Annotated in this window: 10 protein-coding genes and 6 pseudogenes; 12 read left to right on the top strand and 4 right to left on the bottom strand. The window is 69.1% G+C overall.

The annotated features are described in order from the left end of the window. Positions 1 to 212: 212 nt before the first annotated feature. Together AB0L56_RS20600 and AB0L56_RS20595 are read right to left on the bottom strand one after the other, a co-directional pair. Positions 213 to 1,331, bottom strand: coding sequence for an acyl-CoA desaturase (locus tag AB0L56_RS20600; RefSeq protein WP_365425127.1), 1,119 nt, complete (start codon positions 1,329 to 1,331; stop codon positions 213 to 215). Between the two features lie 7 nt (positions 1,332 to 1,338). Next, positions 1,339 to 2,394, bottom strand: coding sequence for a ferredoxin reductase (locus AB0L56_RS20595; RefSeq protein ID WP_365425125.1), 1,056 nt, complete (start codon positions 2,392 to 2,394; stop codon positions 1,339 to 1,341). Positions 2,395 to 2,480: 86 nt separating this feature from the next. Between AB0L56_RS20595 and AB0L56_RS20590 the strand changes: the two genes are divergently transcribed. The 6 genes and pseudogenes from AB0L56_RS20590 to AB0L56_RS20565 all read left to right on the top strand — a co-directional run bounded on the left by AB0L56_RS20590 (position 2,481) and on the right by AB0L56_RS20565 (position 6,955). Continuing rightward, positions 2,481 to 3,620 carry a helix-turn-helix domain-containing protein gene (locus AB0L56_RS20590; protein ID WP_365425123.1) on the top strand — a complete coding sequence of 380 codons (1,140 nt, stop codon included), beginning with the start codon at positions 2,481 to 2,483 and terminating at the stop codon, positions 3,618 to 3,620. 370 nt (positions 3,621 to 3,990) lie between these two features. Beyond that, entirely contained in the window at positions 3,991 to 4,413 is a 423-nt protein-coding gene (locus AB0L56_RS20585; RefSeq protein WP_365425336.1) for a phage holin family protein, read from the top strand. After that, the gene (locus AB0L56_RS20580) at positions 4,410 to 4,862 is read left to right on the top strand and encodes a DUF3618 domain-containing protein (RefSeq protein ID WP_365425121.1); all 453 of its coding nucleotides are present in this window, start codon (positions 4,410 to 4,412) and stop codon (positions 4,860 to 4,862) included. The genes AB0L56_RS20585 and AB0L56_RS20580 overlap by 4 nt, the downstream gene beginning before the upstream one ends. 324 nt (positions 4,863 to 5,186) lie before the next feature. Next, entirely contained in the window at positions 5,187 to 5,411 is a 225-nt protein-coding gene (locus AB0L56_RS20575; RefSeq protein ID WP_365425120.1) for a hypothetical protein, read from the top strand. Positions 5,412 to 5,710: 299 nt separating this feature from the next. Next, a pseudogene (locus AB0L56_RS20570) lies at positions 5,711 to 6,127 on the top strand (zinc-binding dehydrogenase); the annotation flags it as partial. A gap of 237 nt (positions 6,128 to 6,364) precedes the next feature. Then, positions 6,365 to 6,955 carry a hypothetical protein gene (locus AB0L56_RS20565; protein WP_365425118.1) on the top strand — a complete coding sequence of 197 codons (591 nt, stop codon included), beginning with the start codon at positions 6,365 to 6,367 and terminating at the stop codon, positions 6,953 to 6,955. 369 nt (positions 6,956 to 7,324) lie between these two features. On the opposite strand, the gene AB0L56_RS20560 is transcribed toward AB0L56_RS20565, so the two are convergent. Further along, positions 7,325 to 7,939 carry a hypothetical protein gene (locus AB0L56_RS20560; protein ID WP_365425116.1) on the bottom strand — a complete coding sequence of 205 codons (615 nt, stop codon included), beginning with the start codon at positions 7,937 to 7,939 and terminating at the stop codon, positions 7,325 to 7,327. Between the two features lie 690 nt (positions 7,940 to 8,629). On the opposite strand from AB0L56_RS20560, the pseudogene AB0L56_RS20555 reads away from it, so the two are divergent. The 5 genes and pseudogenes from AB0L56_RS20555 to AB0L56_RS20535 all read left to right on the top strand — a co-directional run. Continuing rightward, positions 8,630 to 8,926, top strand: a pseudogene (locus AB0L56_RS20555) (IS3 family transposase); the annotation flags it as partial. Positions 8,927 to 9,072: 146 nt separating this feature from the next. Beyond that, positions 9,073 to 9,459: pseudogene (locus AB0L56_RS20550) on the top strand (recombinase family protein); the annotation flags it as partial. Positions 9,460 to 9,944: 485 nt separating this feature from the next. Then, positions 9,945 to 10,128, top strand: a pseudogene (locus AB0L56_RS20545) (IS30 family transposase); the annotation flags it as partial. Positions 10,129 to 10,395: 267 nt separating this feature from the next. Beyond that, positions 10,396 to 11,637, top strand: coding sequence for a hypothetical protein (locus tag AB0L56_RS20540; protein WP_365425114.1), 1,242 nt, complete (start codon positions 10,396 to 10,398; stop codon positions 11,635 to 11,637). A gap of 74 nt (positions 11,638 to 11,711) precedes the next feature. Next, positions 11,712 to 12,452: a DUF6461 domain-containing protein gene (locus AB0L56_RS20535; RefSeq protein ID WP_365425112.1), complete on the top strand. Its 741-nt coding sequence runs from the start codon at positions 11,712 to 11,714 to the stop codon at positions 12,450 to 12,452. 382 nt (positions 12,453 to 12,834) lie between these two features. Here AB0L56_RS20535 and AB0L56_RS20530 read toward each other — a convergent pair. After that, a pseudogene (locus AB0L56_RS20530) lies at positions 12,835 to 13,044 on the bottom strand (transposase family protein); the annotation flags it as partial. 12 nt (positions 13,045 to 13,056) lie between these two features. Here AB0L56_RS20530 and AB0L56_RS20525 point away from each other — a divergent pair. Beyond that, a pseudogene (locus AB0L56_RS20525) lies at positions 13,057 to 13,156 on the top strand (transposase); the annotation flags it as partial.

Here is a 13,156-nt window from a genome sequence, read left to right as displayed (position 1 = left end):
CCGGGACAGCTCCGCGTGGGTCGTCCGGCGCTCGCCGCACACACCGCCGCCCGCTCGGCGTTGCGTCGGCACGACTCGTGCAGCAAGTCACCGATCGGCCGGCCGCGCCAGACCCCCGTCCGGCGCAGCTCCGCCGCGAGTTCTTCGGGCCAGTGCACGCGCGCCTGGCGGGAACTCTCCCGGTACACGACCGTGGAGCGCAATACCGGGAATCAGGCCGCGAGGAGTTCCTGCTCGCGGTCCGGTGTCTTGACCTTGGGCTTCTTGTTCGGCAGCGAGAGCCGGAAGACCTTGCGCCACGCGGAGAACACCTGCCTGGGCAGCGGCCCCGTGACGTATTGCAGCTCGTATTTCTCGAACAGCGCGCGCACCTTCACCGCGACCTCGGCGTACCGGTTGCTCGGCAGATCCGGGAACAGGTGGTGCTCGATCTGGTGTGACAGGTTGCCGGTCATGACATGCATGGCCCTGCTGCCGCTGATGTTCGCCGAGCCCATCATCTGGCGCAGGTACCACTGGCCGCGCGTCTCGCCCTTGATCGACCGGCGCTCGAAGACCTGCACGCCCTCGGGGAAGTGCCCGCACATGATCACCGAGTGGGACCAGAGGTTGCGGACCAGGTTCGCGGTGAACGTGGCGGCGAGCGTGGTGAGAAACGACGGGCCCGACAGCAGCGGGTGGACCACGTAGTCCTTGAGCACCTGCTTGCGGATCTTGCGGCCCACGGCCTTGGCCCGCGCGCGGAACTCCGGGTTCTTGCGGCGGCGCTTGTGCAGGTTCTTGCCGAGTTCCAGGTCGTACGCTGCGATGCCGTACTCGAAGAAGCAGGCGTTGATGAAGTTCCACAGCGGCTGACCGAGGTGGAACGGGTGCCACTTCTGGTCCTCGTCGACGCGCATGATGCCGTAGCCGAGGTCGTTGTCCTTGCCGATCACGTTGGTGTACGTGTGGTGCAGCTCGTTGTGCGAGTGCCTCCACTGCTCGGCCGGCGAGACGTGATCCCACTCCCACGTGGTGGAGTGAATCTTCGGGTCTCGCATCCAGTCCCACTGGCCGTGCAGGACGTTGTGGCCGATCTCCATGTTGTCCATGATCTTCGCCACGGACAGACCGGCGGTGCCGAGCAGCCACGCGGGCGGGAAGATCGAGAACAGCAGCACGCCCCTGCTGACCAGCTCGAGCTTGCGCTGCGCCGAGATGACCTTGCGGATGTAGGCGGCGTCTTTCTCGCCGCGGCTGGCGATCACCTCGTCGCGGATCGCGTCCAGCTCGCGGCCGAGCTCCTCGATCTGCTCCGCGGTCAGGTGGCCGGTGGGGTCGATGGCGGTCAAGCTGTTCCTACCGTTCGATGTCGCAGGGGCCCGCCGCGGCGGACACGCAGGTCTGGATGAGGACGCCCGGCTCGGCCTCGGTGATCTCGCCGGTGCGCAGGTCGCGGACGGCGCCCGCCTTGAGCGGTGTGACGCAGCCGAAGCAGATGCCCATGCGGCATCCGGAGGGCATGAGCACGCCGGCCTCCTCGCCGACGTCCAGCAGCGGCGTGGCGCCGTCCGCGTCGAGGGTCTTGCCGGTGGCGCTGAAGGTGACCTCGCCGCCGTCGCCGGCTACGACGATGCCGGGGCGGAAGCGTTCGGTGTGCAGGCGCTCCTGTACGCCGTGCTCGCTCCAGTGCTCTTCGGCGGCGTCGAGCAGGCCGGCCGGACCGCAGGCCCAGGTCTCGCGCTCGGCCCAGTCGGGCACGAGTTCGTCGAGACGGGTGATGTCGAGCATGCCGTCCGTGTCGGTGTGCACCTCGGTGAGCCGCAGCTTTCTGTCCGCGACCAGGTCGTGCAGTTCGCTGCGGAAGATCACGTCTTGCGGCCGTGGCGCGCAGTGGACCATGACGACATCCTTGAACTCGGTGTCGCGCAGCATGCCCATCACGGGTGTGATGCCGCTGCCGGCCGTCAGGTAGAGCACGTTGGCGGGCCTGGCCTGCGGCAGCACGAAGTCACCGGTCGCCTGGTCGAGCTGGATCAGCGTGCCCGGTTTCGCCCTGCGGACCAGGTGGTTGCTCACCTTGCCGTCCGGGATCGCCTTCACGGTGATCGTGACGCGGCCGTCCTGGCGGCTCGTCGGCGAGGTGAGGGAGTAGGCACGCCACAGGCGCACCCCGTCGACGTCGACCCCGATCCGCACGTACTGACCGGCTGTGTGGCCGCGCCAGCCCCGTCCCGGCCTGATCACGACAGTCGCGGCGTCACCCGTCTCGGGGTGCACGGCCTCGATGCGCCCGCGCAGATCGGCGCCCGCACGCAGCGGGCTGACCAGGTCGAGGTAGTCCGACGGCAGCAGCGGCGTCGTGACCATCTCCAGCAGTTTCCACGCCCTGCTGCGCAGGGCTGTACTCGTCATGACTCCAGCTTGCTGGCCTCAGGGCGTAAAGTCCTGACCGCAGGACGTAAATCTGATCGGCCAAATTGTTCGCAGGGAACAGAAACGTGAGTCATGCAATCCGGAGGGCCGGCGAACTGGCCCTGGATGAGACGACGGTCACCGCACTTCGGGCCGCACTGAAGACCACCGCCGACGAGGTCGTCCAGGCGATCATCGACGAGGTCCCTCCCTACGCCAACGCCCTCTCGGGCCACATGGGCGCCACCATCCGTCGAGCCGTCCGCACCGCCCTCGGGCACTACCTGGACCTCGCCAGCGGCAACGCCACCGGCGGCGACGGCGGTGACGCAGCCTACGAGCTGGGCCGCGGCGAGGTGCGCGACGGCCGTTCGATGGACGCCCTGCTCAGCGCCTACCGCGTCGGCGCCCGCGTGGCCTGGCGTTGCCTGGCAGCGGGTGCCGTACCCGCGGGTCTGCCCGCCGCCGAGGTCGCCAAGTTCGCCGAGCTGACCTTCGCCTACATCGACGAGCTCTCCGCCGCGAGTGCCGCGGGCCACGCCGACGAACTGGCCGCCCGGGGCAGGGACCAGGAGCGCCACCTGGAACACCTGGCCCGCGACCTCCTCGCCGGCGCGAGCCCGGACGTGCTGCTCGCCTCTGTCCAACGGGCCGGGTGGCAGCCTCCGGTTTCGCTGACCGCGGTCCTGCTGCCCGCCGCCCAGGCCCGGCCTGCCTACCGCGCGCTCGACTCGAGCACCCTGGTCCTCGACGATCTGCCCGACGCCACCGGCGTGCTGCTCGTCCCCGATGCGAACCGATCACATCTCTTGAGGCAGCTGACCGACCGCTCCGCCGTGGTCGGTCCGGCCCGGCCATGGACTCGTGCATCCGCCTCGTACGCGCGCGCCGTACGCGCGCGCTCCCTCTCCTCCGATATTCGCGACACCGAGGACCACCTGCCCGAGCTGGTGCTGAGCGCCGACATGGACGCGTTCGGGGACTTGCGTGCCCGAGCCCTCGCACCGTTGCGGGCCTTGCCTGTCGCGACCGCACGGCGGCTGGAGGAGACGTTGCGGGCGTGGCTGCTGCACCAGGGCAGACGGGAGGAGGTGGCGGCGGCGCTGTTCATCCATCCCCAGACGGTCCGGTACCGGATGTCGCAGCTGCGGGAGCTGTTTCCGGATCTCGCATCACCCCACCGGGTCCTCGAACTGACGCTGGCGGTCGGTCTTCGGGCCGACTGACGAGTACTGCCTCCGTACGGAGAAGACATCGACATCGAAGACGTCGACGAGGACCGGTACGACCGCCGGCCGGTCGCTCCCGTACGCCCCGGCTCACTCGGACCCGCACGAGTGGGCCGGAGCTGTTCCTTCGATGTCTGATTGCCGGTCAGGCGCGGACACAGCGGCCAGGCAGTCACCGCGACGCCCCAAGGCCCAGGGTCCCTGAAACCCGTCGGCCCTTCTTCCACGCTTTCCGCTCAAGACCGCCGCAACAACTGGGTGGCCTGAACTGGTCCTTTTGGGTACTCGCGTGCGCACCACCCCGAGGGCCCAGGGTCATCGGGATGGACCAGACGAACAAAGACGGGAGGTGATCGTCGTGTCGACCATGCAGCCGTCCTCCGCCGGGAGCAGAGGCAGCCACAGCGGCGACGAGCCGGTGGGTGAGCTGGTGCAGCGGGCGTCCCAGCAGCTGACGGAGCTGGTGCGCGGCGAAATGAGACTGGCGCAGGCGGAGATGAAGGAGAAGGGCAAGCGCTACGGCAAAGGCGGCGGACTGTTCGGCGCCGCCGGCGTAGTGGGCTTCTTGACGCTGCAGGCGCTGGTCGCCACCGCGATCGCCGCCCTGGCGGTGCCGCTGCCGGTGTGGGCTGCCGCTTTGATCGTGACCGCGGTGCTGGGTGTGATCGGCGCGGTCATGGCCCTGAGCGGCAAGAAGCAGGTGGAGCAGGGCACCCCGCCCACCCCGGAGAAGACGATCGACAGTGTGAAGGCCGACGTGGCCGAGATCAAGGAGAGTGCACAGCGATGACCCAGCCGCACGACGAGACCGCCGCTTCCCCGGCCCCCACCCCGAGGGAGCTGCGTGAGCAGGCCGAGCAGACCCGTCAGGAGCTGGGGCAGACGGTCGAGGCTCTGACGGACAAGGCCGATGTGAAGGCCCGCGCGCAGGACAAGGCGGCCGAGGTCAAGGAACAAGCCGCTGTCAGGGCCGGGGAGTTGAAGGCAAAGGGGGCCGAGGCCGCCTCCCGGGTGAAGGACAAGCTGCCGGACCCGGTGAAGGACAAGGCGACCCAGGCGGCGGGGCAGGTCCGCGAAAAGGCGGCCCAGGCCGGTCAGCTGATCCAGGACAGGGCCCCCGAGCCGGTTCGCGCCCAGGTGGCTCAGGGCGCGCAGTTGGCGCGGGACCACCGCACCCTGCTGTTGGCGGCCGCCGGGGCCGGTGTCGTGCTGTGGCTGCTGCGCAGGAAGAAGGGATGAGTCGACTTTCGCTGTGGAGCCCCGGCAGACCGGTGGCCGTACTGGCCTGCCGGGGGACTTCCCGTCAGGCGAGGTGCTGGGGAGCGGGCTCTTGCTTTCTTCGGACGCTGCTCACGCCGGGGCGACGTACACCCGCCTGGAGAAGGGCCACATCGGCGGCGTCTCCGAAGACGTCCTCGCGGCGGCGGTCGCCCAAAGCCCTCCAGCACGACGAGGACGAAGAACGTACCTCTTCGCCCTGGCCCGCCCGCACGCCGCACACCCTCACGGCGCCGCGACGTCGACGTCCCGCCACGCATCCACTGGCTGCTCGACTCCATCACGATGTCCGCCGCCTTCATCCGCAACGGCCGCCTGGACATCATCGCCCACTACGCACTCGGCCGCCTGCACGCGCCGATGTTCGACAGCCCCACCACCGACAAGAGCGGCCGTCCCAACTTAGCCCGATACCACTTCCTCGACGACACCCCCGCGACTTCTTCGTCGACTGGGACGCCGGCCGCTGGGGCCACCGTCGCTCTGCTGCGCGCCCGAGGCCGGGCGTGAACCCCACGACCGGACCCTGCGCGAGCTGATCGGTGAGCTGTCCACCTTCAGCCGCGACTTCCGTACCCTGTAAGCGGCCCACGAAGTCCACATCCGCCACGACGGCGTCAACGGCTCCAGCACCCCGAGCGGGCGAACTGGAACTCACCTACCAGTCGGTGGACCTCCCGTCTCCCAGCGGGCCGTTCACAACCTGAGCCTCTGCACCGCCGAACCGGGCAGCACCTCCGAGGACGCCTCAAACTCCTCGCCGAGCGCGAGGTGCCCGTGCCCCGCCCGGGGCCGGGCGAGGTGACAAGGGGGAAGCCGTTCGCAGCGCGGGTGCCGACGCTGTGGTGGACCGGCGACGGGATGAGGTGCTCGCCGACGCGGTCGCGGCAGCACCGGAGGGATACGACGCGGTTGTCGACGTCGTTGCCGGCGCGGTCCTCGGCCCCGGCCTCGGATTGCTGCGGGCCGGGGGACGCTGGGTGGTTGCCGGGGCCCTCGACGGCTGGGCTGTCAACATCGACGTGCGGCGACTCTACCTAGCCAATCTCTCGCTGGTGGGCTCAACCATGCACACGCCGCGGATCTTCGACCACCTGGTGGAGATTGCCCGACGCGGCGACGTCCGACCGGTCGTCGCCGCAACCTTCCCACTCGGGCAGGTAGGCGAATCCCAGGCACAACTCGCCCGGCGCAGGCACGTAGGAAAGCTGATTGTCGTCCCCTGACCCACATCCTCGGCAAAGCCGAAGAGGCTGATCAGCAGGGGCACGCGGAACTCCGCGCCGCCCAGGCCGATCGTCCCTCCCAGCACGCCGATGGCCGCCCCGGCGCCGAACACGACGGGCAGGGAGTGCGTCGAGCGCGGCTGAGCGATGGTTTGCTCGGTGGCCATGCCGGGAATCTTCGTCGGTCGCCGCTCTTGCCCGCTACGGTGACACGCGTCAGCGGGTGTGGTGCCGACGGTGATGCATGTGCGCTGCCCGGACCGGCTGCCCGTAGAGACCTACCGGCAGGTTCTCGAGGCGCTCACCGAGCTGTCGCCGGTGGTGCAGGCGCTGCCGCCGTCGGCTGCGCTGGTGGAGCTGAAGGGCGCCCTGCGCTACCACGGCACGGACACCCGGCGGCTGGGGGAGATGCTGCGGGTCCGCACGATCTCCCGCCTCGGTGTCGACGTCCGTATCGGGATCGGCCCGTCGATCACCGTCGCGGCCACTGCTTCCGCCCAGCTTCCTGAGCCAGGCGGCGTCCTCGCCGTCACGCTCGGCCACGTGGCCGACTGGCTCGCCCCGCTACCAGTGGAGGCCTTGCACGATATCGGCCCGCGTCAGGCCGAAGCCCTGCACGAGTACGGCATCCACACCGTCGGCCGACTTGCCGCCCTCCCGTGCCCGGCTCTGCGTCCTGTGATTCCCCCCGAGCCGGGACGCAGAGCCACTTCTCGCTCCCGCACTGCCGCAGCCCAAGAGCCGGGGAACAACCAGGCGCCGGGTGTGGTTGCAGGAGGCGTGGTTGTGGAGGGGACAGTGTCCCCGGGCCTCACCTATTGCCCATGAGGACGATCGTTCGGCTGAAGCCTCATGGAGCCCTTCGCCGCGTAGGCGACCGCCCTTCACGACCACCCAGCCAATCGGCCCCGCCCGACACGGCGGGTTCGATGCTGTCTGGCCGTATGAACCTCGCGGCCAAGCTGCTCGGCGGAGGAAACATCCGGAGCCGGGAGTGCCCGGTGTGCCGTCAACGCCACCTACAACGCTCTCGCGGTGCCCCACCGCCGTGACACGCACGGTGGCAGGGTCTTGAGGCCCGCCGCCCCGGCGACGTCCCCGCCGCTACGCCTGAACAGCTCGACAGGCACAGCGAGCACGAGGGCCGACTGATGATTTCTGGCCGACAGGTCACCACCGCACCGTGCCCGCGTCGAGCTACGGCCGACGGCGGCCGCATCCGCCCCAGTGCGCCGGGTGGTGCGATGACACCAGGTGGGTGGCCGAGCGCGCCCGCTCCCACATGCCGTGAATCTGCTCGCTCGGGCGCTGCTGTTCGCCGTGCAGGGCGTTGAGGATCACCAGGCATCCGGTCAGGGCCGGTACCGCCCACTGCGCGTATGCCAACTGCTGCCGGGTCTTGTCGAGGTCGATCGGGTGCTTGTCCGCTTTCTCGGCGTCGGCGGGGTCGGAGGACGAGGCCAGCTCGACCTTCTTGCCGAGAATGCGGGCGTAGGCGGTGGCGGCCAGGGCGGCGGCCGTGACGACGGTCTTGGCCGTAGTGGAGGCGGCCACGCCTTGCTGGGTGGCGACACGGTGGGCGTTCATGGCGAGCAGCCCGCCGCCGCCGAACAGGTGCGCACCGATCGCGGCCGCGTTCACCGGCGTCCACTTCGCCCAGCCCGCCGAAGCGATCCGGTCTCGGGCCGTCTCCGTGCCGCCTTCGGCCCGGGCCGCGCCGTTGAGGCCGATCGCCCCCATCAGCGAGCCTCCGAACCAGGCAGCTAGACCGAGATCGTGCAGGCTGCGGATGGCGGTATTGCGTTCAGACATGGTGACCCCTTCGCGGGAGGTTGGTTGACCTGGACGAGGCAGACGCCGATCCGGTCCCCACCCTCACCAGACTCCCTACGCCTCGCCATTACGGCAGGCCGAATGGGTGCATATCGCGAGACGACCGCATGGCGGTCAGGGGGTCGGGCTTCGGGGCGCAGGCTGATCAGCCGGCCGGCGCACCAGGGGGACAGGTGGGCAGGTCAGCGACCGCTCAAAACTGCGCCGGGCGGAGGCAGACGCATGAGAACCCCCGAAAAGACAAGGGCTCCGTCCATGCTCTTCTGCGCCCGGATGACGGTCTGAGGCTGAACTCCAGCGACAACGACTTCTACCCCCTGGTCCGCCTGGAGGTCTGGGACGGTCCCGCGTCCAGGACCCCTGACGACTGGGACCACGAGCGCCACTTTCGGGCGCCGTTGAGGGAGCACATGATGGTCGTGGACCTGGGCGGTGTCTCGCACGGCATCGTCCGGGTCCCGTCCGGCACCTACTGCCTGCGTGTCTTGTGCCGGGGTCGGGAACACCTGGAAGGGACCCTGGCGCTCGAGTCTTCCCGCCGCAGGGGCCGCACGACCCGCTGGAGTTCTGGCTGGTCCAGATGTGGCCTGCCGGCTGATCCGGGCGGGAGCAGCCGGCAGGGACTTCGGGTCGACGACCAGTGTCGGGGGCCTACCTGAAGTTGAACTCGCCCAGTTCCGCTCCCGGAAGTTCGTCCGGACGCTTGACCGCCACCGGACGGCCGGATCGATAGGGAGGGTCGGAGCTGCCGGCGACAACGCGGCCATGGAGTCGTCCTTCTTCAGCCTGCTGCAGAAGAACGTCCTCGACCGCCGTGTCTGGACAACCCGCGTGGAAATCCGGATCGCGATCGTGACCTGGATCGAGCGGACCTACCACCGGCGCCGCAGACAAGCCTCACTCGGCCGGCTGACCCCCACCGAATTCGAGACCGTCATGACCACGCCGGCCCTCCAGGCCGCGTGACCGAACCTGTCACCCGAACCTGCATCAGACCCGATCGACCGCGGTGCCGCGTCCGACGACTGGCCTCGTCTGTCCCGCCTGTGCGACCGGCTCACGCGAGCCCGCTCGGCCAAGGAGAAGCTGTATGAACGCGAAGGGGCCCACGACTGGCGAACCTGGTCTACAAGCGGGTCGCGACCGACCAGCAGTCGACCGCCCGGCAGAACCTTGTCCTTGACGAGGCAGGGTTCGAGGACCCAGTCGTCTTCAAGGAGGACCCGGGCACCTCCAGCCGCCTCCATCTCCTCCAGCGGCCGAAGTTCGGCGAGCTGCTGGCGTACGCGCGTCCGGGCGACACCGTGCACATCTCCGAGATGTTCCGCCCTGTAGCCGGCACTGGGTACGTCCTCGACGTGCTCGATGTCCTCCACCGCGACCGCCTCGCCCTGCGCATCCACGACGGCGCGTTCTCCGCGATGGAACTCACCGCCCGCCACCCGCGCACCGGCGAGCTGCTGTCCACCGTGAAGTTCATGGTGCAGACCCTCGCCGCCGCCGGCGATCTCCAGCGAGAGCTGACCTACGACGGGCTGCGGGCCGCCGAGACCAACGGCAGCAGGGGCGGCCGCCGCCCTGCCATCACGCCTGGGAAGACTGATGCCGTCCGGACGGCGTACCTGGACGGCCGGTCCATCGCCGCCTCGGCCCGCGAACACGGCGTCAGTCGTGGCGCCATCCGCACCGCTGTCGCCGACCTCCTGCCCGAGCACACCACACCCACCCAGCACGACGCCCCGGCCCCGGAGCTACCGGTCACCCTCGACATGCCGGGCAAGGTCGCCGACTTCCTCCGCACTACCGAGCTGGAGCCCGCCGAGCGGGCCGCGCTCGACCACGGCGTGACCGTGATGGGCACACGACCCTCGGCGGTGTGGCGACGCTCGTCGAACGCACCAGCCGCTACACCACCATCGTCGCGCTGCCGGACGGCCTCAGGGCCGAGCAGGTTGCCCCACACCTCACCCGAAGCCTCCTCGGCATCCCGCTCCAGCTGCGACGGACGCTCACTTGGGACCGGGGTCGCGAGATGGCCGAGCACCAGGCCATCACCACCGCGACGGCATGCCGATCACCTCTGCAAACCGCGCAGCCCGTGGCAGTGCGGAACCAACGAGAACACCAACCGACTGCTACGGCAGTACCTCCCCGAGGGCGCGGACCTCCGCACGTTCAGCCAGGCCGAGACGGGCTCGCAAGCACGAGATCCGCCTGTCCGCAAGGCCGTTGCATAGGCCAAGAATCGAAGGTCGAGCGCCAACCTTCAGCCAGGCCCCGCCCGTATGCGACTTCCATCCGTAGGGTCCCTCACGGTCTCCGCACATTCGTGCGGGCATCGTGAATCATTGCTCTGCGGAAGGAAACTGATGAATCGCCACACTCGGCGAATACTCTCGGCAGCCGCGTCGCTGGCAGCAGTAACCTCTCTCGCCGTGACCGGTAGCGCCACGGCCGCCGACAAGGGGCAGCAGCCCGAGAACAGACAGCAGGCACTCGGCACCATCAAGCCCGTTGAACTCCCGCCGGCGGAGCCTGAACAGAACCAGGTTAAGATCGGCACCGGCGAGTCATGCTCCCCCATCGCCTCCTCCGCACAGGCCGCGCTGGGCGGTGCGGTCAAAGCATGCGTCGAGACCAAACCGCTGGAGAGCGCCAGCACCGTCACCGCGCGGACTGCCGAGCAGGTCGCCGCTGCTGAAGCCTGCGCCATTACCCAGCCGGGCTACTGGGGCTGGACCCGGACCGGCGGGATCTGTCTGAACGGCATGCAGACCACGTACACGCTCTACAGCGACAAGGGCGCAGTCCTTGGCACCGGCCGGATGGACGTCAAGAGCAGCATGGACCTCAGTTCTACCAGCACCACCTGGAACGAGCTGATCACCGTCAAGGTGACCGCGGTGACCGGACAGGTGAAGAACCTCAACATCGCCTTCGACGTGAACTGCACCTCGGCCTGCTCTCCGACCACCAACCGCCCTTGGTCCGGGGCGAAGACGCTGGGGCTCGGTGCCCAAGCGTCGGGCTCCGTGACCTACAAGAGCAACGTGGCATCAGGCGCTCGGGACAGCTTCCAGACCAAGTACCACATGTACGTCACCACCACCGGCAGTATCCCCACGCAACCGAACGTGAACTGGGACAGTCCGGGCGAGGCGAAGCTTCGTTGCGACGCCGAGTTGGCAACGCCCGGCTGCGTCATTCCCGAGCGGCGGGCCACCCTGGAGTACTCGCTTTCCGACCCCAAGCACGGTTCGGCTGCCGCCGCCTACAGCTTCGCCCAGGGCTACCTGCGTGACTGGGCCCCGCTGAGCCGGGCAGACGGCCTCTCTGCTGCCAACCGTGCACGCACGTGCGGTTCTCAGAGCAGCGACCCGTTCGTACCCATGCCCAACTACGTTCCGAACGACTCGTGCGATGAGTTCCCCTTCGCCGGCTCGTTCGAGGGGGGAACCGACGGTGCCCAGTGCGCAGACATCCTCCCCCTGTACGAAAACGGCCAGTGGATGATCTACGAGGCCCGCACCGACAAACCGGTCACCTACAACGAGCCGTGCGTGCGCGGCCACGTCGCCCTGGACTCCAACGAGTCCGCCGGCGGCAAGTACGGTGCGTTCGTGAAGAACCAGCGCGTCCTCGACACCGAAAAGTACAACGTCAACATCGTCGCCTGACGCACATCACAGCACCACCACGGTGGGGCCCCGAGGACGATCCCCGGGGCCCCGGCCCGTACCAGCCAAAGGAGATGCACGTGCAAGACTCCACAACCAGGCCGTGGGCATGGGCCGAAGATCCGCGCGCCGTGATGTGGTGCGTAACTTTTACGCGCGGCATCACACCGGAAGACGTACTCGCCCGGTACGGGGCTGATGCACGAGCCGCTCAGTTCCTCACCCGACAACAAGCCGGTCGTCTGAATGACAGCAGCTTGGCAGAGGGCTCGGTGCTGCGTGTCGGGGCGCTGGGTGCCTGGTCGTTCTGCTTTGAGGACTACGGGGTGATGGGGGCGATGCCAGGCCCTCTGTCCGCGCTGTCTCAAGGCAGGGAAACCTTCAGCGTCCTGCGAGGAGGGGACGGCACGAACGGCTTCGCTCACTGGCGTGACGGACAGTGCACCGAGCGGTTCGAGCCTGGCTTCACCCACACCAAACCGAAGCCCCCGCACCCCTGGTGGGATGCAGTCCAGGAACGGCTCGACGCAACGGGTGAGGAGTACCCCGGCCTGGTTCCCTTGCTGGAAGCGGTAGTCCACCATACCGGGGCCGTACTCGACACGGGCACCCTCAGCGGCCCGCTGCTCACCCTGCGGCTCGAAGACAGTAGCCGGACCCCGGACCCGCCACCCCCTCACCCCAGATCCTCCCGGCCGCCAGGGCGCATCCTGGGCCGACCTGCCCTGCCTGGAACGCCTCCGCCGCCTGCCGTCGGGCGCACGCCCAATGCCCCTATCACCCCTCAGACGCACGGTGCTGAGACCGAGAAGTAGAGAAGACCATCTCTAGGCCGGCTCGGACTCGGGCCCCCGGTGCTCACCGCACGGAATTGATGACCTGGCTCAGACGTCCGCACGCTCCTGAGCCTGCGCCCCGAGGATCGCCCTCACCCCGTAGGGTGGCGGCACCGGGGCCGACCGCCCCGGCTCCCCGTCCCTCGCCGTCCTGCGCGACTGGCTGACGGGCTGGGAGGACGCCGGCCGCCCTGCGTCCGAGACCTACACCCCCATCCCCTCACCAGCAGCTCGCCGAGGAGCGGCTGCGGCAGGCCCTGGACGACGCCGGGCCGCCTGCCGGGCGTCCCGGTCCGCGGCCGTCGCCCGCCAGTAAGAGAAGCTGGAGCGGCACGGTCGTCATGGCCTGTTCCGGCGTGGGCGCCAGAGCGGCCAGGAGATCGACGGCCTCGCGTATGTAGCGGTAGACCGTCGCGATCCCGACGCGGAAACCTGCTGCGAGGCGGGCGTAGGTGTCGCCGCAGCGCAGGTGTGCCATAACCAGCAGGGCCTGTCGACCGCAGGTCAGGCGACGCCACCGGGAGCCGATCCGACGGCGGTTACCTGCGAGGAGACCGGAGAGGTGCTGCAGGGTACGACTGGACAGATCTGTGTGGTCCACCTGCTGCGGAACTCCTTCCGCTATGCCGCCCGCCAGGACTGGGACAAGATCGTCAAGCTCCTCAAGCCCGTTTACACCGCCG

It is taken from the genome of Streptomyces sp. NPDC052079, from assembly GCF_040680275.1.
Taxonomy (GTDB): Bacteria; Actinomycetota; Actinomycetes; order Streptomycetales; family Streptomycetaceae; genus Streptomyces.
This window is presented reverse-complemented; position numbering and strand designations above follow the sequence as displayed.